17 protein-coding genes and 1 tRNA gene are annotated in these 18,476 nt (G+C 68.9%); 11 read left to right on the top strand and 7 right to left on the bottom strand.

What is annotated here, in order from left to right:
- Positions 1-42 precede the first annotated feature (42 nt).
- A complete protein-coding gene (gltX, locus tag LC068_RS03150) occupies positions 43-1,392 on the top strand; it encodes a glutamate--tRNA ligase (RefSeq protein WP_226634485.1) in 1,350 nt (449 codons plus the stop codon).
- 24 nt (positions 1,393-1,416) lie between these two features.
- Here the strand turns inward: gltX and LC068_RS03145 are convergent, their stop codons facing one another.
- Together LC068_RS03145 and LC068_RS03140 are read right to left on the bottom strand one after the other, a co-directional pair.
- Complete coding sequence (locus LC068_RS03145) at positions 1,417-1,716, bottom strand: CC_3452 family protein (RefSeq protein WP_226634484.1); 300 nt, start codon at positions 1,714-1,716, stop codon at positions 1,417-1,419.
- Between the two features lie 115 nt (positions 1,717-1,831).
- Positions 1,832-2,437 (bottom strand): LOG family protein, encoded by a 606-nt coding sequence (locus LC068_RS03140; RefSeq protein ID WP_226634483.1) that lies wholly within the window; start codon positions 2,435-2,437, stop codon positions 1,832-1,834.
- Between the two features lie 79 nt (positions 2,438-2,516).
- On the opposite strand from LC068_RS03140, the gene LC068_RS03135 reads away from it, so the two are divergent.
- The gene (locus LC068_RS03135; RefSeq protein WP_226634481.1) at positions 2,517-3,326 is read left to right on the top strand and encodes a hypothetical protein; all 810 of its coding nucleotides are present in this window, start codon (positions 2,517-2,519) and stop codon (positions 3,324-3,326) included.
- Positions 3,327-3,459: 133 nt separating this feature from the next.
- Here the strand turns inward: LC068_RS03135 and LC068_RS03130 are convergent.
- Positions 3,460-3,534: transfer RNA gene (locus tag LC068_RS03130), tRNA-Asn, on the bottom strand.
- A gap of 66 nt (positions 3,535-3,600) precedes the next feature.
- On the opposite strand from LC068_RS03130, the gene LC068_RS03125 reads away from it, so the two are divergent.
- The 3 genes from LC068_RS03125 (at position 3,601) to LC068_RS03120 (ending at position 6,329) form a co-directional block, all read left to right on the top strand.
- Positions 3,601-4,422: a TrmH family RNA methyltransferase gene (locus tag LC068_RS03125; RefSeq protein WP_226634479.1), complete on the top strand. Its 822-nt coding sequence runs from the start codon at positions 3,601-3,603 to the stop codon at positions 4,420-4,422.
- Between the two features lie 72 nt (positions 4,423-4,494).
- A complete protein-coding gene (locus LC068_RS13780) occupies positions 4,495-4,617 on the top strand; it encodes a hypothetical protein (RefSeq protein WP_264182097.1) in 123 nt (40 codons plus the stop codon).
- Between the two features lie 77 nt (positions 4,618-4,694).
- Positions 4,695-6,329, top strand: a complete 1,635-nt coding sequence (locus LC068_RS03120) for an alpha-D-glucose phosphate-specific phosphoglucomutase (protein WP_226634478.1) — start codon at positions 4,695-4,697, stop codon at positions 6,327-6,329.
- A gap of 75 nt (positions 6,330-6,404) precedes the next feature.
- Here the strand turns inward: LC068_RS03120 and LC068_RS03115 are convergent, their stop codons facing one another.
- Positions 6,405-8,066: an amino acid permease gene (locus LC068_RS03115; RefSeq protein WP_226634477.1), complete on the bottom strand. Its 1,662-nt coding sequence runs from the start codon at positions 8,064-8,066 to the stop codon at positions 6,405-6,407.
- Between the two features lie 218 nt (positions 8,067-8,284).
- On the opposite strand from LC068_RS03115, the gene LC068_RS03110 reads away from it, so the two are divergent.
- Together LC068_RS03110 and hrpB are read left to right on the top strand one after the other, a co-directional pair.
- A complete protein-coding gene (locus LC068_RS03110) occupies positions 8,285-9,715 on the top strand; it encodes a sodium-dependent transporter (RefSeq protein WP_226634476.1) in 1,431 nt (476 codons plus the stop codon).
- A 16-nt stretch (positions 9,716-9,731) separates the two neighbouring features.
- Positions 9,732-12,188: an ATP-dependent helicase HrpB gene (gene hrpB / locus LC068_RS03105; protein ID WP_226634475.1), complete on the top strand. Its 2,457-nt coding sequence runs from the start codon at positions 9,732-9,734 to the stop codon at positions 12,186-12,188.
- Here hrpB and LC068_RS03100 read toward each other — a convergent pair.
- Together LC068_RS03100 and LC068_RS03095 are read right to left on the bottom strand one after the other, a co-directional pair.
- Positions 12,185-12,982, bottom strand: coding sequence for a TrmH family RNA methyltransferase (locus LC068_RS03100; protein ID WP_226634474.1), 798 nt, complete (start codon positions 12,980-12,982; stop codon positions 12,185-12,187). The two genes, hrpB and LC068_RS03100, sit on opposite strands and share 4 nt — an antisense overlap.
- Positions 12,979-13,875 carry a class I SAM-dependent methyltransferase gene (locus LC068_RS03095; RefSeq protein WP_226634471.1) on the bottom strand — a complete coding sequence of 299 codons (897 nt, stop codon included), beginning with the start codon at positions 13,873-13,875 and terminating at the stop codon, positions 12,979-12,981. The genes LC068_RS03100 and LC068_RS03095 overlap by 4 nt, the downstream gene beginning before the upstream one ends.
- A 115-nt stretch (positions 13,876-13,990) precedes the next feature.
- Between LC068_RS03095 and LC068_RS03090 the strand changes: the two genes are divergently transcribed.
- Positions 13,991-14,455 (top strand): GFA family protein, encoded by a 465-nt coding sequence (locus LC068_RS03090; RefSeq protein ID WP_449727687.1) that lies wholly within the window; start codon positions 13,991-13,993, stop codon positions 14,453-14,455.
- On the opposite strand, the gene LC068_RS03085 is transcribed toward LC068_RS03090, so the two are convergent.
- Positions 14,389-15,921: a glycosyltransferase family 2 protein gene (locus tag LC068_RS03085; RefSeq protein WP_226634467.1), complete on the bottom strand. Its 1,533-nt coding sequence runs from the start codon at positions 15,919-15,921 to the stop codon at positions 14,389-14,391. The genes LC068_RS03090 and LC068_RS03085 overlap by 67 nt on opposite strands.
- Positions 15,922-16,040: 119 nt before the next feature.
- Between LC068_RS03085 and LC068_RS03080 the strand changes: the two genes are divergently transcribed.
- The 3 genes from LC068_RS03080 to LC068_RS03070 are packed head-to-tail and all read left to right on the top strand — an operon-like array spanning position 16,041 to position 18,474.
- Positions 16,041-16,670, top strand: a complete 630-nt coding sequence (locus tag LC068_RS03080; protein WP_226634465.1) for a TetR/AcrR family transcriptional regulator — start codon at positions 16,041-16,043, stop codon at positions 16,668-16,670.
- Positions 16,667-17,491, top strand: coding sequence for an ABC transporter substrate-binding protein (locus LC068_RS03075; protein WP_226634463.1), 825 nt, complete (start codon positions 16,667-16,669; stop codon positions 17,489-17,491). The genes LC068_RS03080 and LC068_RS03075 overlap by 4 nt, the downstream gene beginning before the upstream one ends.
- Positions 17,488-18,474, top strand: coding sequence for a FecCD family ABC transporter permease (locus tag LC068_RS03070; RefSeq protein ID WP_226634461.1), 987 nt, complete (start codon positions 17,488-17,490; stop codon positions 18,472-18,474). The genes LC068_RS03075 and LC068_RS03070 overlap by 4 nt, the downstream gene beginning before the upstream one ends.
- Positions 18,475-18,476 lie beyond the last annotated feature (2 nt).

Raw genomic sequence — 18,476 nt, 5'->3', positions numbered from 1 at the left:
GGGGCGCGACCTACGCGCCTCACGTTCAAGGTTTGTCGCTCCATGACTGTCAAAGTCCGTTTCGCCCCGTCGCCGACGGGTAAGCTGCACGTCGGCAATGTCCGCACGGCCCTGGTCAACTGGCTGTTTGCCAAAGGGCAGGGCGGGCAGTTCGTGCTGCGCATCGACGACACCGATCTGGCGCGCTCGACCGCCGAGTATGAGCACGGCATCGAGGAAGACCTGACCTGGCTGGGTCTGGTCTGGGACGAGCGGCACAATCAGTCGCAGCGGTTTGACCGCTACCGCGAGGCCGCCGAGCGGCTGAAGGCGGCCGGGCGGCTGTACCCCTGCTACGAAACGGCCGAGGAACTGGACCGGCGCCGCAAGGTGCAGCTGTCGCGCGGCCAGCCGCCCATCTATGACCGGGCCGCACTGCAACTGACGCAGGTCCAGCGCGACGCCTATGAGGCCGAGGGTCGCCGCCCGCACTGGCGCTTCAAGCTGGACGGACGCCGGGTGCACTGGGTCGATCTGGCGCGCGGTTCGGCCGAGGTCGATACGGCCTCGATGTCCGATCCGGTGCTGATCCGTGAGGACGGCCTGTTTCTCTATACCCTGCCGTCGGTGGTCGACGATCTGGACATGGGCATCACCCATGTGATCCGGGGCGAGGACCATGTGACCAATACGGGCGCGCAGATCGAGATCTTCGAGGCGCTGATCGCCCTGGGCTGGACCGGCGCCCTGCCGGGCTTTGCCCACATGCCGCTGCTGGTCGGGGCGGACGGTCAGGCCCTGTCCAAGCGTCTCGGCTCGCTGTCGATCTCGGACATGCGCGAGCAGGGCTATGAGCCGATCGCCATCACCAGCCACCTCGGCAAGATCGGCACGTCCGACGCGCTGGAGATCGCGCCGTCGATGGCCGCGCTGGGCGCAGGCTTCAGCTTCGACAAGATGGGCCGTTCACCCGCCCGCTATGACACGGCGGATCTGGACCGGCTGAATGCGCAGGCGTTGCACGCCATGGACTATGACAGCGCGCACGAGCGCCTGTCGGCGGCCGGCTGTGATCTGGGCGAGGAGTTCTGGACCGCGGTGCGGCCCAATCTGGAGCGCTTCAGCGACGTCGAGGGGCTGGCGCGGATCGTCAACGGTCCGGTGACGCCGGTGATTGCCGATGCGGAGTTCGCCAGGGCGGCGGCGGAGACCCTGCCGGAGACCATCGATGGCGGAAGCTGGTCGGTGTGGACCGGAGAGATCAAGGCCCGGACGGGGGCGAAGGGCAAGGCCCTGTTCATGCCGCTGCGTCAGGCGTTGACGGGTCAGGACCATGGTCCCGACATGGCCGCCTTGATCCCGCTGATCGGGCGCGACCGGGTTCTGAAGCGACTCTCCGGCGAGACGGCCTGACCGTCCCGCCGGAGGTCAGGATCGTCAGGCGTTGCAGGCGGCCAGTTCTTCGGCCGACAGGGCGGTGCCCTTCCAGGTAAAGGCGGTGACTTCGCCCAGGCGGGCGACGACGCGGCGGCACGCGCGCGTGGCCGGCTGGTTCGAGCCGCCGGTGGCCGTGCAGCTGTCACCCTCGCAACGCCAGGTGGCGCCGTCGATGATCACGCGGCCCGACGGGGCCGAGGCGGCGTCTGCCAGGGTGGCCGAGGTGTCGGCGACGGTGGCCGGGGTGGCCAGGGTGGGGGTGGCGACGGCCAGGAGGGCCGCGATCAGAAGAGTGCGCATGGGGAGTGCTCCAGCTTGGAACGGGCAGGTCAGCCCGTGACGGCGCAATGTCCGTCTTTTTTGAAAACTGTCAAGGCTGGTGATCGCGGATTTGCGAAATATGACCGTCGATCACTTATCGATGATCATGTTTCATGTCCGGCACATTGTCCATGCCCCCCAGAGCGTCCAGGGCCTCGTCGACCGTGCGGCATACTGTCCATGCCTGAAGGAAGGAAGGCGGGGTCATGCCTGCCTCGACCGTGTGCTCCATCAGGCGGAACAGGGTCTGCCAGAAGCCGTCGATGTCGAGGAAGATGACCGGCTTGCCGTGCAGGTCCAGCCGTTTCCACGACAGCAGCTCGATCACCTCCTCAAGGGTGCCGATGCCGCCGGGCGCCACGACGAAGGCGTCGGATTCGTCGTACATGATCTGCTTGCGCTCGTGCATCGAGCCGACCACCAAGGTCTCGACGTCATCGAACAGGCGTTCGCGGCTGCGCAGGAATTCGGGCATGACGCCCAGCACCCGACCGCCGGCCGCATGGGCCCCGCGCGCCGAGGCGCCCATCAGGCCGACGCCCCCGCCGCCATAGACCAGACGCCAGCCGCGCCCGGCGACGCCTTCGCCGAACGCCCGGGCGGCCTCGGTGTATTTCGGGTCCGCCGTCTCGGACGAGCCGCAGAACAGGCAGACGGAACGGCCGGAGAAGGGCTGGATCTCGACGGAAGGGGCGGACATGAAACCTCGGGCAAGCGAACGTAGGAATGAAGGGTCGCGGCGACTGTCGGTCACCGGTTGTTTTTGCCATACAGGGCCTATGGCCCCGGCGAAACGCGCAATCGACACCCACTCACTCCTGAGCTCCCGCATCGGGGGCCTGCTGGGCCTTGGCCTGATGCTGGGGCTGGGCGCGTGTGGCGGGGACGACAGCGCCGCCGGGCCCCCGGCCGCGCCGGTCACCAAGGCCGAGGTAGACGGGGCCTCGCCCTGGATGACACCCCCTTCGGTCAAGACCGTGGAGCGGGACGGCGCCGATCTCGTCATTTCAGGCTTGGGCGATCCGGGGGGCCGCGTCGTGCTGAGGACGCCGGTCGGCCGCGCCTATGCGGCCGTGGCTGACGCCCGGGGCGTGTTCGCCGTCCGGCTGACCGCGGCCGACGGTCTGGTGCTGACGCCCGAGGCCCAACTGGGTCAGGATACCGTGCCCGCAGCCGGCCGGATGGTGATCCTCGATTCGCAGGTCGGGACGGCGGCCATCCTGTCGCCCGGCGAAGCCAGCCGGCGCCTGGGTCCGGCGCCGGCGCTGGCCGCGGTCGATCATGACGGTCGGGCTGTGATCCTGTCAGGTCGGTCCGATCCCGATTCGACGATCCGTATCGACATGCCGGGTCGGGGACCGCTTCAGGTCCGCGCAGAATCCTCGGGCACCTGGCGCGTGACGCTGGACGGGGGCGTGCCGTCAGAGGTGCAGGTGAACGGTCAGGCCTTCGCCTTGCCGGGTCTGGCGACGGCCGGGCAGAGCGAGGCCAATTCGGCGGTGGCGGTGCTGACCCGGGAGGACGGCTATCTGCTGCAATGGCAGGCGCCGGACGGCGCGCCCCAGACGACCTGGCTGCCGCGCCGTTAACGACTTCTTAAGCCAATCGGCCGACCACGGGTTTCGGGATTCCTTTAGCGAGGCACCCACCATCACCAAGCCTTTTCAAAGCCCGGCGCGCTGCGTCGGGCTCTTTTTTGTGCCGATGTCTGGGGAAGGGGAGTGGCTCCGCGGGTAGGATTCGAACCTACGACCAGCCGATTAACAGTCGGCTGCTCTACCACTGAGCTACCGCGGAACAGGAACTCAAGAGGGGGGCGCTATAGCAGCGGCCCGCCGGACTGTGCAACGATAAATCGACACCATGACACCGATATTCCTGACCTCTTCCGACGATCCCCGCATCGCCGCCTTTCGCGATGTGCGCGAGCGCGACCTGACGGGCCGCGACGGCCTGTTCATCGCCGAGGGGGAGGTGGTGCTGAACGTGCTGACCTCGCCCTGGTCGCGCTGCCGGACACGGGCGGTGCTGCTGGCCGAAAAGCGGCTGGAGAAGCTGGCCCCCGTGCTGGCGCGGCTGGATCCGGAGGTGCCGGTCTATGCCGCGCCGCAGGACGTGCTGGACGGTATTGCGGGCTTTCATCTGCACCGGGGCATACTGGCTCTTGGGGAGAAACCGGATCCCTTGGACCCGGACGCCTTTCTGGCCGCGCGGCCGGCGCGCTCTGTGCTGGTCGGCGCAGTGGGCATCGGCAATGCGGACAATATGGGCGGCATCTTCCGCAATGCGGCGGCGCTTGGGGCGTGCGGGGTGATGGTCGACCCCGGCTGTTGCGATCCCTTCTATCGCAAGGCCATCCGCGTGTCGGTGGGGGCGGTGCTGCGTACGCCCCTGATGGCCGACCTGACGGTACAGGCGATGGTCGAGCAGGCCGAGGCGCACGGCTATGTGCCGCTGGCGCTCACTCCGGGCGACGGGCCCGAGCTTGCGGCGCTGAAGGTGCCGGACCGGGCGCTGGTGCTGCTGGGTTCCGAAGGGCCGGGCCTGCCGGCCCAAGTGCTGGCCCGGGCGCAGCCGGTGCGCATTCCGATGGCCTCCGGATTCGATTCGCTGAACGTGGCCGCGACCTCAGCGATTGTGCTGCACCACCTCACTCGCTCAGGAGGCGAATCACGGACTTGTTAGGGCGTTAACCCTTTGTACACCTTGATGGCCGGGGCGGAATGTGGCGTGAATGGGGCGTCCGGGGAGAGTGCCATGTTCAGTGAAGTCTTTGGTTTCGTCGTTCGTAATGCCCGTCTGGCCGTGACTGTCGGTGTGGTGACGGGGGCCGTCAGCGCGGCCACCCTGCTGGGATGGTTCACGGCGCCGATCGCCTGACCTTCGCCTGACAGGCAAAACGTTTTAGACACGACCCCTACGGGTGGCATCGCGCCGCCGCAGGCCGAGGGTAGTTCGTGTCCGTCCAGACCATCCGCATCGATCCGTGGCAGGATCAGGAGCCCGGCACCTCGGGCCTGAGGAAGTCGACGCGCGACTTCATGCGACCCGGCTATCTGGAAGCCTTCCTGCAGGCCGTGTTCGATGAGGCCGCTCCCGCAAAGGGCGATGCCCTGGTGGTCGGGGGCGATGGCCGTTTCTTCTGCCGCGAGGCGGCCGAAACGGTCGTTCGGATGGCGCTGGCCAACGGATTTTCCCGCGTGATCGTGGGGCAAAATGCCCTGATGTCGACGCCCGCGGCCTCGGCCCTGATCCGCAAGCGGGGGGCCAAGGGCGGGGTGATCCTGTCGGCCAGCCACAATCCCGGCGGCCCGGACGGCGACTTTGGTGTCAAATACAACACGGAAACCGGCGGGCCTGCGCCCACCACCTTCACCGCCGGTGTGTTCGCGCGCAGCAAGGCGCTGGAGGGCTATCGCATCCTTGAGGCCGCCGCCCCCGACCTGTCGGTGATCGGCGAGACCCGGCTGGGCGATGGCATCGTCGAGGTGGTCGATCCGATCGCGGACTATGCCGATCTGATGGAGACGGTGTTCGATTTCGACGCCATTCGCGGCCTGATTTCGCAGTCCGGCTTCCGCATGGCCTTCGACGCCATGAATGCGGTCACCGGTCCCTATGCCACCGAGATTCTGGAGCGGCGGCTGGGCGCGCCTGCGGGGACGGTCATGCGCGGCCGGCCTCTGCCCGATTTTGGGGGAGGCCACCCTGATCCGCACCCGGACCATACGCCCGAGCTGACGGCGCGCATGTTCGGTGCGGACCCGCTGGACTTCGCCGCAGCCTCGGACGGGGACGGCGACCGGAACATGATCCTGGGGCCCGCCACCATCGTCTCTCCCGGCGACAGTCTGGCCATCCTGGCGGCCCATGCCGATGTGGTGCCGCGTTATCGCGACGGGCTGAAGGGGCTGGCGCGCTCGCTGCCGACCAGCCGCGCAGCCGACCGGGTGGCCGAGGCGCTGGGCATCGAGATGCACCAGACGCCGACCGGCTGGAAATTCTTCACCAACCTGCTGGATGCCGGCCGCATCACCCTGTGCGGGGAAGAGAGCTTCGGCACCGGCTCGGACCATGTGCGGGAGAAGGACGGCCTGTGGGCCGTACTGTTCTGGCTGAATGTGCTGGCGGCGACCGGCAAGGGCGTGGGCGAGGTCGTGGCCGGCCACTGGTCCCGGTTCGGCCGGGACTATTATCAGCGGCATGACTATGAGGGGCTGGAGGTCGAACCGGCCCAGGCCTTCATCCAGGGCCTGCGCGAGATGGCGGCCGGGGCCGCCGGGCGCACCGTCTCGGGCTATGCCATCCAGTCGGCCGAGGACTTTGCCTATACCGATCCGGTCGACGGCACGACCGTCACGAAGCAGGGCGTGACCGTGCATCTGAGCCCCGATGCGCGGATCACCTGGCGGCTGTCGGGCACGGGCTCGTCCGGGGCGACGCTCAGGGTCTATCTGGAACGGTTCGAGGACCCGGCCGGCGACCTGCACCAGACCCCGGTCGAGGCACTGGAGGCCGTGGCCGAGGTGGCCCGCGTCCTGTCGGATATCGAGGCCCGGCTGGGCCGTACGGCGCCCTCGGTCATCACCTGATCCCATCCGGGTGGCGCAAACGAAAAGGCCCGGAGGGTGACCTCCGGGCCTTGCCGCGTCTGAGGGGTGATGCCGTCAGTCTTCCTTGATGTTGTCGACCCCTTCGCCGAAGGCGGCGGCGGGCGAGGAAATGGTGGTCTCCTCGGTGATGTCGATGCCCTTGGCCAGCTTGGAGTGCCAGAAGCCGAAGGCGATGTAGATGACCGCGCCGACCGCCGCATAGCTGGCCAGCAGGATCAGCGGCAGCGGGTTGTCGTTCATGGCGTGCTGAATCATGGGCGACAGGTTGTTGTAGGCCAGGAACAAACAGGCGCAGATGCCGGCGAAGGCCGTATAGACGCCGCCCGGCACCCGGAACGGACGCTCCATCTCGGGGTGTTTGATGCGCAGATAGATCACGCTCAGACACACGATCGAGAAGGCCGTGGCCGTGCCCAGCGACACCAGATCGCCGAGGATCGAGATCGGCAGGAAGGCCGCCGCGATCGAGATGAGGATGCCCAGCACAATGGTGCCGATCCAGGGAGTGCGGAACCTGGGGTGGATCACGGCAAAGGCGCGCGGCAGCAGGCCGTCACGCGCCATGGTGTAGAAGATCCGCGTCTGGCCGTAGCAGAGCACCAGCATGACGGACGACAGGCCGGTGATCGCGCCGATCTTGATCAGGAAGCTGATCAGGTTCAGCTGACCGCCGGGCGCGACGGCCAGCGGAACATCGGCCCAGTGCAGGCCCATCCGGTCGATGGCGACCGCGATCGGGGCGGGCGAGGCCAGCTCCAGATAGGGGACCACGCCGGTCATGACGGCGGCCACCGCCATATAGATGACGGTACAGACGACCAGGGCGCCCAGGATGCCGACGGGCACGTCCTTGGACGGGTTGCGCGCCTCGGCCGCCGCGGTTGAGACAGCCTCGAAGCCCACATAGGCGAAGAAGATGATGGCCGCGCCGCGGAAGATCCCGCCCACACCGAACTGGCCGGCCTGACCGGTCGGCTCGGGGATGAAGGGCACCCAGTTGTTCGGGTCCACATAGGCGACGCCGACCGCGATGAAGGTCAGCAGCACCAGGATCTTGATGACCACGATGATGTTGTTGACGTTGGCCGATTCCGACACGCCCAGCACCAGCAGGCTGCAGACGGCGGCAATGCCGATGGCCGCGACCAGATTGAAGGTGCCGGTCAGGGGGAAGGTCGTCGCCGCCCCATCCTGGACCAGCTGCACCAGCGGCGTGGCCCATTGTGGCCCCTCGCCCCCGGCGTACTGGATCATGGGAAAGATGTTCTGACTGATCCCGAAGTCAGACAGGATCGATACGACATAGCCGGACCAGCCGACCGCGACGGTCGAGGCGGCGACGCCGTATTCCAGCACCAGCAGCCAGCCCATGATCCAGGCGAAGACTTCGCCGAGGGTGCCATAGGCATAGGTATAGGCCGAGCCGGAGACCGGCATGGTCGAGGCCAGCTCGGCATAGCAGAGGCCGGCAAGGGCGCAGGCAAAGCCCGCGATGACGAAGGACAGCATGATGGCCGGGCCGGCGTTGGCCGAGGCCACCTGACCGGTCAGCACGAAGATGCCCGCGCCGATGATGGCGCCGATCCCGAGGCTCATCAGGTTGATGGGACCCAGGGTTCGTTTCAGCTCGCTCTTGGCGGCCTCCTTCTGAATCTGGGCAATGGATTTCTTCAGGAACAGGCGGTTGCCGCCTCCTGAAACGGGCTGTGTACTCATATTCGGATATTGCCTCCAGCGGGCGGTCCGAAGGGGCCACCACCGCTCCGAGGCGGAAGCTAGATCGGCCCCGGCTTTCGCGCAATCGTCATATTGCAGGGGGCGAGGGCCGGGATTCCGGGCATTAAGGGTTGATTCACCCGGTAGCCCCCGCCAAGGTCGCCGCCACAGTAAACAGATGACGCCGGGGCCACGGTCACCGGCGCGGGGGAGTAGATATGGCAGGAGCAGCACCTTCGGGGCAGGCTCACTGGTCGTCCAAGACGGCCTTCGTTCTGGCAGCGACCGGCTCGGCCGTCGGGCTGGGCAATCTGTGGCGCTTCCCGACGGAGGCCGGCACCAATGGCGGGGGCGCCTTTGTGCTGCTGTATGTGCTGTGCGTGGTGCTGATCGCCGCGCCGCTGCTGCTGTCGGAAACCCTGATCGGCCGTCACGGCCAGCGTTCGACCATCGGCAGTGCCGTGGCGCTGGCGCGCCAGTCCGGGGCCAGCCCCGCGTGGAGCGCGCTGGCGGTGATCGGCCTGATCGCCAACACCCTGATCCTGTCCTTCTACTGCGTGGTCGCCGGCTGGGTGGTCTACTTCATCGGCACCAGCGGCATGGGCCTGATCGAGGCGATCTCTGGCGGCCAGGCGCTGGCCGGGGCCTATCCCGAGCAGTCGCCCGATTCGATCCGGGACATGATGCCGACCCTGTTCGCCAATCCGGGCCTGCTGATCGGCATGCAGTCGATCTTCGTCATCCTCACCGTGCTGATCGTGGCACGAGGGGTGAAGGGCGGCATTGAGGCGGCGGCCGTGTGGCTGATGCCCGCCTTCTTCTTCCTTTTGATCGGCATCACCATCTATGCCGCCGTGACGGGTGACTTCGCCCGCGCGATCAACTTCCTCTTCACGCCGGACTTCAGCCGCATCACCGAACCGGGCGTGCTGAGCTCGGCGCTGGGGCAGGCGTTCTTCTCGCTGAGCCTCGGCGGCGGCGCCATGATTGCCTACGGCGCCTATGCGTCGAAGGACACCAATCTGGGGTCGACCTCGGGCACCATCGCCTTTGCCGATACGGCGGTCGCCATCATCGCCGGTCTGGCCATCTTCCCGATCGTGTTCAGCGTGGGCCTGCAGCCGGATGCCGGTCCGACCCTGATGTTCCAGACCCTGCCGACGGCCTTCCACCTGATGCCGGCCGGGGCCATCGTGGCCTTTGCCTTCTTCCTGCTGGCCTTCTTCGCGGCCCTGACCTCGTCGGTGTCGCTGCTGGAAATCTCGGTGGGCTGGATCACCGAGCGCTTCGGTGTCTCGCGTAGTGCGGCCTCGTGGGGCATGGGTGTGCTGATCTTCGTGCTGGGTGTGCTGTCGGCCCTGTCGTTCAATCTGCTGGCGGACCAGCGCCCGATCCCGTTCATCCCGGGCTTCGAGAATGCCGGCTGGTTCGATGCCTTTGACGGCATTACGTCCAAGCTGTTCCTGCCGCTGTCGGGTCTGATCACGGCCGTGTTCGTGGGCTGGGTGGCCGACAAGAAGATCGTCAATGCCGAGACCGGCCTGACCGGCGGTGCCCTGTCGATGTGGCGCTTCCTGATCGCCTGGCTGTGCCCGCTGGCGGTGACGGCCATCCTGGTGATCGGCATGTTCCCGCAACTGCTGGGCTGACCCTGAGCCGGACGCCGTGACGACCACGCCTGGCCGCAATGCGGCGTCCGACCTGCCTATCCATGAGGTTCTGGACCGCCTGATCGCGGCGGTCCGGGACCACCCGGCCGTCGTGCTGGGCGCCCCGCCGGGTGCGGGCAAGACCACCGGCGTTCCCTTGGTCCTGCTGGACAGCGAGATCGGTCGCGCCGGCACCATCCTTGTGCTCGAGCCCCGCAGGCTGGCCGCCCGGGCCGCCGCCGAACGAATGGCGGATCTGCGCGGCGAGCCGGTGGGCGAGACCGTTGGCTATCGCACCCGGTTGCAAAGCCGCGTCGGTCCGAAGACCCGTATCGAGGTGATCACTGAGGGCATCTTCACCCGCAGGATCATCGCCGATCCGGGGCTCGAAGGGGTGGCCGCCGTCCTGTTCGACGAATTCCACGAGCGAAGTCTGGACGCCGATCTGGGGCTGGCCCTGGCCCGCCAGACGCAGGAGCTGCTGCGCCCCGACCTGAAGCTGGTGGTCATGTCCGCCACCCTGAATGTGGCGTCCATTGTGCGGGTGCTGGACGGCCCGCCGGTGATCGAGGCCGAGGGTCGCGCCTTTCCGGTCGAGACGATTCATCTGGGCAGTAACCCCGCCGAGCGGCTTGAGGCGAGCGTCACCCGCGCCGTGCGTCGGGCGCTGGGCGAGACCCCGGGATCGGTGCTCGTATTCCTGCCCGGCCAGTCGGAGATCCACCGCGCGGCGCGCGCCTTGTCCGAGGCCCGGCTTTCGTCAGATGTTGAGGTGGTGTCCCTCTACGGCGGGCTGGACCGTGCCGTGCAGGATCGCGCCCTGTCCGCGCCGCCACCCGGTCAGCGGCGTGTGATCCTGGCCTCGGCGGTGGCCGAGACCAGCCTGACCTTGCCGGGGGTCACGGCGGTGGTCGACAGCGGCCTGTCGCGGGTGCCGCGCTTTGATCCAGCCAGCGGCCTGACCCGACTGGCGACCGTGCGCGTCAGTCGCGCCTCAGCCGATCAGCGGCGGGGCCGGGCCGGGCGCGTCGGGCCGGGCACCTGCTATCGCCTGTGGGACGAAGAACAGAGCCGGGGCCTGATCCCCGAGCAGCCCGCAGAAATCCTTGAGGCTGACCTGACCGGGCTGGCGCTGGATCTGGCGCGGTGGGGGGCGCGGTCGTCCGAGGGGCTGGCCCTGATCGATCCGCCGCCAGCGGGGGCCTTTGCCGAAGCGCGGGCGGTCCTGACCCGGCTGGGGGCGCTGTACGACAGGGGCGATCTGACGCCGCACGGCCAGCGGATGGCCGAGCTGCCGATGAGCCCGCGGCTGGCGCATATGGTGGCAGTGGCCTCGGACCGGGGCGATGCCCTGACGGGAGCCCGCATCGCCGCCATTCTGGGAGAGCCGGGGCTGGGCGGCACCTCGACCGATCTGCGCGACCGGCTGGAGGCGCTGGAGCGGGATCGCTCCCCCCGGGCCCGCGATGCGCTGAAACTGGCCGACCGCTGGGCGCGTCTGGCGGGGGGAGGCAAGGGTCAGGACGTGGATCCCGGTTTGCTCGTCGTCGAGGCCTTTCCCGAGCGGGTGGCCCGGGCGCGCGGCAAGCCGGGCGAGGTTCGGCTGGCCTCCGGCCGGGGCGCCTCGCTGGACCCGACCGATGCCCTGGCGTCGGAGCCATGGCTGGCGGTCGCAGAGCTGAGCGGCGGGGTCAGCGGGGACCGGATCCGGCTGGCCTGTCCGGTCGATATCGAGGCCCTCGGCCACCGGATGGTCGAGGAGGAGCGTCTCGTGCGCACGCCTTCCGGCCGGATGGAGGTGCGCCGCCTGAAGCGCATCGGGGAGCTGGTGGTCGAGGAGGTCGCCTTGGGCGCGCCGGACCGCGACCAGATCGGTGCCTTGCTGAGATCAACAGTTGATCGCGAGGGATTGAAGGGTCTGCGCTGGGGCGAGCGGGCCTCTGCTTTGCGGGCGCGGTTGGCCTTTCTGCGCGCACTGGACGACGGCTGGCCGGATGTGTCGGAAGCGGGGCTGATGGAGGCGCGCGAGGTCTGGCTCTGGCCGCTTCTGGACGGTGTCCATGGCCTGGACGGCATTGCGGACGGCGCCGTGGAGCAGGGGCTGCGGGCGCTCATTCCGTGGGACCGGGTGCGCGATCTGGACCGGCTGGCGCCCGCGCGGCTGGAGACGCCGCTGGGCTCGGCCGCCATCGACTATGCCGCTGAGGGCGGGCCGCGCGTCGATATCCGGGTGCAGGAATTGTTCGGGGTGAAGAGCCATCCGGCGGTCGGCGACGGCCGCGTGCCGCTGACTCTCGCCCTGCTGTCGCCCGCGCGCCGTCCCGTTCAGGTGACGAAGGACCTGCCGGGATTCTGGAAGGGCTCATGGGCCGCCGTGCGGGCCGAGATGCGCGGACGTTATCCGAGGCACCCCTGGCCGGAGGACCCGGCCAATGCCGCGCCCACGAGCCGCGCCAAGCCAAGAGGGACCTAGCGCTCCTCCGTCGCGGCATAGGCCATGATGCCCGTCGCGATGGCGAGGTTCAGGCTGTCGGCGCGGCCGCGCATGGGGATTTTGACATTGACGTCGCAGGCGGCGGCGAGGGCGTCGGTCAGGCCAGCCTGTTCATTGCCCATCAGAATAAGGCTGGGTCGGACGAAATGGGCGGAGGAGGGGGTGACGGTCGCGTCCAGCCGGGTGCCGATCACACTGCCGGGCCAAGACTTGCGCCAGTCGAGGAAGGCCTCGGGCGTCGTGCGCGTGATCGTGACCGCGAACACCGAGCCCATGGTGGCGCGCACGGCCTCGACCGAGAAGGGATCCACGCAGTCGCCGATCAGGATGACACCGCCACAGCCCGCCGCGTCGGCGGTGCGGATGATGGTGCCGAGGTTGCCGGGATCGCGCACCTGCTCGAGGGCGATCCAGGCGGGCGCGCTGGCGGGGTCGAGGGCGTCCAGCGGGGTGTAGACCTGATCGAAGACGGCCAGCACCGTCTGCGGATTCTCGCGCCGGCTGATCTTTTCGAGGATGGGGTGGGTGACGGTGACCACCTCGCCTCCGGCCGCCTCGGTGGCAGCGCGGGCGCGGTCCAACAGGGCATGCGGGCGCGCCTCCATCCCGACCAGCAGGAGTTTGGGAGTATGACCCATATCAAGGGCTTCGCCGATAAATTTCAGGCCTTCTGACAGGAAGCGGCCCGTGGCCTCGCGCTCCTTGCGCATGTGCAGGGCGCGCACCGACTTGACGGTGTCATTGGTCAGGGAGGTGATCAGACGGCCGCTCATGTGGCGGACCAGCGGGCAAAGAAGCTGAGGCCGATGGCGCGGGCATCGTCGCCCTCTTCGGCCAGGGCCAGCTCGCCCCAGTCGATCCGGCCCGCACGCCCGGCGGTGGCCTGATCCATCAGATGGGCCAGCGACAGGCCTGAGATGCGCGCCGCATAGGCGTTGAGCAGCAGGAAGTCTGCGTCGGGCTCCAGAATGGCGGCGCAGTCCGCCAGCAGGCCCGGCAGGTCCTCGAACAGACGCCAGACCTCGCCCGTCGGGCCGCGCCCGTATTTCGGCGGATCGAGGATGATGCCGTCATAGAGCGAGCCACGCTTGCGCTCGCGGGCGGCATAGCGGCGGGCGTCCTCGACGATCCAGCGGATCGGTCGGTCGGCGAGACCTGACAGTTCGGCATTCTCGCGCGCCCAGGCAACCGACTTCTTCGAGGCATCGACGTGGGTGACCTCGGCGCCGGCGGCCGAACAGACCAGCGAGGCGACGCCCGTATAGCCGAACAGGTTCAGGATGCGCGTCGGGCGCTTGCGGGCCCTGATGCGCTGGTCCAGCCAGGCCCAGTTGGCCGCCTGCTCCGGGAAGAAGGCCAGATGGCGAAACGGCGTGAACCGCGCGGTGAAGCGCACATCGCCCCAGGACAAAGGAAAGGCCTCGATCGGCTTTCCGCCAAAGCGCCAGCGGCCGTCGTCGTCCTCGCCTTGGGGATCGAACAGGGCATCGGCGCGGTCCAAGGCATCCGCGTTGCGCGGCTCCCACACGCACTGGGGCTCGGGCCGGACCACGGTGTGGCGCCCATAGCGTTCCAGCTTCCGCCCCTGACCAGAGTCGACCAGGGCATAGTCGCCCCAGGCGCGGGTCATCAGGACATCAGGATGTGCGGACAGTCGTGTGGCCATGGGGGCTGCTTAAGCGCAGCGGCGGGGCCGCGTCCAGAGAGGGTACACGACCCCGTTGACTTCCGGTCGTAGCGGCGCCGAATTCCTCAAGGCCTCTGGGAGGGACGAGACGGCATTGAAGCTGACGGGGGGATGTGGGTGCGGGGCGTTGCGCTATCGCCTCAAGGCCGAGCCGATGATCGTGCACTGTTGCCACTGCAAGGATTGCCAGCGGCAGACTGGCAGTGGCTTTGTCATCAACGCCATCATCGAGCGCGACAACATCGAGATCGAGCAGGGGGCGACCGCCGTGACCACCCTGCCGACCGACAGCGGACGACCCCACGATCTGTACCGGTGCGACGCTTGCGAAACCACGGTGTGGTCGGACTACGGTCGCCGGCGCACGATGGTGTTCCTGCGGGTCGGCACGCTGGATGAGCCGGCCCGGTTGCCGCCCGATGTTCACATCTTCACCCGCTCGAAACTGCCGTGGGTGGGTCTGCCCGCGGATACACCTTCATTTGACGTCTTCTATCCGGGCATCGAAGAGTTCTGGCCTGCCGACGCGCTGGCCAGACGGCGTGCCCTCGGCTTCTGACGCAGGTCATCATTCGCGCCCGCAAACGGTCCTGGGTCGGCCTGCCGATCGGACTCGTCGTCGGCACTCGGGCGGTCGACCGGATCGGGGCTATGGTGCGTCTTGTCCCAGGCGAAGGGCTGGGTGACGAGCCGGAAGGCTGCGTGGACGAGGGCCAGGCTGAGTAGCGACCAGTAGGCCGGGGCCTGAAGCATGTCGAAGAGGCCATAGGGCACCCCGGCCCGCCGGGCGCCGATCAGGGCCGAGACCCAGGCCACGGACGCACCCAGCAGCAGCACGCTGAGCGCCGGCACCGGCGTGGCCGGCGTGAGACCGGCGTCGAAGGCCACCATGACCGCCGCCATGACCCAGGCGACCGAGGGCGCATGAACGGCGGCCGAGGCCAGCGACACACCCAGCGTCATGACCAGGGCGACCAGTCCTCGCAGGCGCAGACCGAGCGGTCGCCGCGTATGCACGCCGAAGGTCTGCATATAGCCCTTCATCCAGCGGTTCCGCTGGGGCAGCCAGGCGCGCAGGTCGCCGGGCGGGGTCTCCCACGTCGGACGGCCCAGCACCCCGAGACGATAGCCATGCCGCCACAGGCGAAAGCCGAGATCGGCATCCTCGGTCACATTCCACGGGTCCCAGCCGCCCACCTGACGCAGGATGTCGACGCGGAAGTGGTTGCTGGTGCCGCCCAGCGGGAAGGGCAGGCCGAGACGCGTCATGCCCGGCAGGGCCACCTCGAACAGGGCGGCATATTCGACGGCGAACTGGCGATCGAGGAAGGGTGAGGCGTCCGGGCTGGCGCTGCGGCGGCGGATGCGCAGGGGCGCCTGCAAACAGGCGAGGGTGCCCTCCGGATCGCTGGCAAACCGGCCCGCCGCCTCACGCAGTTGAAGGGGGTCCGGCTCGTCCTCGGCGTCATAGACAGTGATCAGGTCCCCCGTGGCGCGGGCGAGGGCGTGATTGAGGGCGCGCGGCTTGGTCTGGGGCTTTCCGGGGGGGACAATCAGGATCGATAGCCAGTCTGGCCGGTCCGCCGCCCAGGCGGCCTCGATGGTGTCGTGATCGTGGGCCTCGAGGGCCAGGAAGCCCTGCAGCCGGTCGGCGGGATAGTCGAGGGCCGCCAGATGGGCGACCAACTGGGGCAGGACCTCGGCCTCGTCGTGCAGGGCGGCCACCACAGTGTAGCGGGGCAGGTCGGCGACCGGCTGGATCGGGGCCGCAGGGCGTAGCGACACCCCGATCAGCAACAGGCGCCACAGGGCGGCGACGAGAAAGGTCCCCGGCACCACGATGGAGGCCGTGTGCCAGGCGCCGCCGGCGTCGCGCGACAGCCAGACGACGATCCCCATGAGCAGCAGCCCGACAAACACTCCCTGGCCCGGCGTCAGCCAACGCTCGGCAGCGCTCAGGTGCCGTGGTGGCCCATACGGCGCCGCAGCACGGTCCAGCCGCGCAGTGTTGGCCAATGCGTCCATGCCCCCTCCCGTCCTTTCGGTTAACGACGGTATGCGGCGCGGGCAAGCCATGCCGTCAAACTGGCAAGGGGAAGGAAGACGGGGTAAGGCAGGACCTCGACGCCACGGAGAGCCCCGGCTTGCCCACCCCCGCCACCCGACCGAAGTCCACGCGCAAGCCCAAGGGCGAGGGTCATGTGCGGCGGGCGGAAATCCTGGCGGCGGCCGAGCGGATCTTCGTCGAGCGCGGCTATGACGGGGCGACCATCCGCAAGATCGCGGACGAGGTCGGCCTGTCGTCCACGGCCCTCTATATGCACTTTCCGGACAAGGCGGCGATCCTGCTGGAAATCTGCAAGGAGGCCTTCCAGTCGCTGGACCGGTCGATGGGACACATCGCCAATCTGAAGGCGGCGCCCGAGGTCCGGCTGCGGGCCCTGATCGAGGCCTATGTCGAGTTCGGATTCGAAAACCCGAATGCCTATCGCCTGATCTATCTGACCCGCCCGCAGGAAGCTGACGCGGGTGCCCAGACGGCGGCGCAGGAAGTCGGCAGCGCCCTGTTCGACGCGTTTGAAACCGTGGTGCGCGAGGTCGAGGCCGCCGGTCGCCTGACCACCGATGCCCGCACGGCGGCCCAGGTGATCTGGGCCGGAGGGCACGGCGTGGTCTCGCTGATGATCACCAAGCCCTATTTCGGCTGGGTCGAGCGCGATCGTCTGGTCGGGACCATGCTCGATACCGTGTTCGGCGGCCTGATCCGCGCGTGAGAACGCCTGCTGCCGGGCTGACTGTCTGCCTCCTGCTGCTGGCCGGGTGCAGTGCTGCGCCGACCGGGCGGGCAGACGGCGCCCTGCGCGTCATGGCGCTGGACCAGTGCGCCGACCAGTATGTGCTGGCCTTGGGTGAAGGGCATGACCTGTCGCTCTCGCCGCGCGCCGACGATCCGGACTCGTATCTGCGCGCCGAGGCAGCCGGCCACCGGAAGGTCCGCCCGACGCTGGAGGCCGTGGTGGCCCGGGCCCCGGATGTCGTGGTTCGCTACTGGGGCGGGGATGCGCATCTGCTGGCCGCGCTAGAGAAGCGGGGCATCACCGTGGTGACGATTGCCGATGCGCCCGACTATGCGACGGTCGAGGACAACATTGCCCGTGTGGCCGAGGCCCTCAACCGCGAGGCGGAGGGCGAGGCCCTGATCTCGGACATGCGAGGCACATTGGCCCGTGGCGCGCCCGGGGCCGGGCATGCCCCTGTGTCTGCCCTGTATCTCACCAGTGGCGGCTTCACGACCGGCGGTGGAACGCTGGTGGACGCCACGCTGAAGGCGGCGGGTCTCGAGAACGCCGCTGATCATGCCGGCTATGGCCCGGTCCGGGTCGAGCGTCTCGCGATGAACCCGCCCGAGCGGTTTGTACTGGGCTTTTACGATCAGGTGCGCGCGGACCGGCGGGGGGCCGGGCGGCATCCGCTGGTGCAGGGGCTGGTCGAGGCCCGGCCCCATACCCGCCTGCCCGCTGCCGTCCTGACCTGCCCGGCATGGTTCATGGCCGATGCCGTGCCCGCGCTGGCGGCCCTGCGGGAGGCATCATGACCCCCGCCCGCATCAGTCTCCTGCTCGGCGGTGCGCTCGTCATCGCCCTCATCGCGGGCCTGCTGGGCGGCGAGGTTCTGTTGTCGGGTGCGCAATATGCCGAAGCCCTGCGCGACCCGGCCTCGGGCCCGGGCCAGATCCTGTGGCAGGTGCGGGCGCCCCGGTCGCTGTGCGCGCTGGTGGTCGGGGCGGCCCTCGGCCTGTCCGGGGCATTGATGCAGGGGCTGCTGCGCAATCCGCTGGCCGAGCCGGGGGTGCTGGGGGTTTCCGCCACCGCCAGTCTGGGCGGGGCGCTGGTGCTGGTCGCCGGGGCCGGGCTGGTGCCGGGCGCGGTTGAACTGGCGGCCATGGCGGGCGCCGGTTTAGGCGCTGCGGCGCTTGTCGCCTTCGCGGCGCGCATCCGGGCGCCAGAGGCCCTGATCCTGTTCGGCGTGGCCCTGTCGAGTTTCGCGGGCGCGGCCACCGCCCTGATCTTCAACCTGTCGCCGTCGCCGATCGCGACCGCCGAGGTCATGGGCTGGCTGCTGGGATCGGTGCAGAACCGGGGCTGGGGCGATGTGCTGTGGGTGGCGCTGGCGCTGGCCCCGGCCAGTCTTCTGGCGGTGTGGAGCGCCCCGGGGCTGAAGGCCCTGTCGCTGGGCGACGAGACCGCCCGTACCCTGGGCCTGCCGCTGGACCGGCTTCGGCTGCTTGCCCTGATCGCGGCCAGTGTGGCGGCCGGCGCGGCCGTAGCGGCTGCCGGTGTCATCGGCTTTGTCGGTCTGGTGGCGCCGCACCTCGTGCGGGCCGCAGTGCGGGCTGATCCGGGGCGGGTGCTGATGCCCTCGGCGCTGGCGGGCGGATTGATCCTCGCGGTGGCGGACCTGCTGACCCGGGTCACCCCGACGGATCAGGAGCTGAAGCTGGGCGTATTCACGGCGCTGGTCGGTGCCCCGCTGTTCGCCCTGATCGCCTGGCGTGCCGCCCGCGCCTGGAGGGTCTGAGG

It is taken from the genome of Brevundimonas poindexterae, from assembly GCF_020524625.1.
Classification (GTDB): Bacteria; Pseudomonadota; Alphaproteobacteria; order Caulobacterales; family Caulobacteraceae; genus Brevundimonas; species Brevundimonas poindexterae_A.
Note: the sequence above shows the minus strand (reverse complement) of the source record. Positions and strands in the feature narration are given on the sequence as shown.

Coding starts and splice junctions, on each gene's coding strand:
- LC068_RS03070 (WP_226634461.1), top strand. CDS start 17,488: ATGACCCCCGCCCGCATCAGTCTCCTGCTCGGCGGTGCGCTCGTCATC.
- LC068_RS03095 (WP_226634471.1), bottom strand. CDS start 13,875: ATGGCCACACGACTGTCCGCACATCCTGATGTCCTGATGACCCGCGCC.
- LC068_RS03100 (WP_226634474.1), bottom strand. CDS start 12,982: ATGAGCGGCCGTCTGATCACCTCCCTGACCAATGACACCGTCAAGTCG.
- gltX (WP_226634485.1), top strand. CDS start 43: ATGACTGTCAAAGTCCGTTTCGCCCCGTCGCCGACGGGTAAGCTGCAC.
- LC068_RS03115 (WP_226634477.1), bottom strand. CDS start 8,066: ATGAGTACACAGCCCGTTTCAGGAGGCGGCAACCGCCTGTTCCTGAAG.
- LC068_RS03110 (WP_226634476.1), top strand. CDS start 8,285: ATGGCAGGAGCAGCACCTTCGGGGCAGGCTCACTGGTCGTCCAAGACG.
- LC068_RS13780 (WP_264182097.1), top strand. CDS start 4,495: ATGTTCAGTGAAGTCTTTGGTTTCGTCGTTCGTAATGCCCGTCTGGCC.
- LC068_RS03140 (WP_226634483.1), bottom strand. CDS start 2,437: ATGTCCGCCCCTTCCGTCGAGATCCAGCCCTTCTCCGGCCGTTCCGTC.
- LC068_RS03085 (WP_226634467.1), bottom strand. CDS start 15,921: ATGGACGCATTGGCCAACACTGCGCGGCTGGACCGTGCTGCGGCGCCG.
- LC068_RS03135 (WP_226634481.1), top strand. CDS start 2,517: ATGGCCCCGGCGAAACGCGCAATCGACACCCACTCACTCCTGAGCTCC.
- LC068_RS03145 (WP_226634484.1), bottom strand. CDS start 1,716: ATGCGCACTCTTCTGATCGCGGCCCTCCTGGCCGTCGCCACCCCCACC.
- LC068_RS03125 (WP_226634479.1), top strand. CDS start 3,601: ATGACACCGATATTCCTGACCTCTTCCGACGATCCCCGCATCGCCGCC.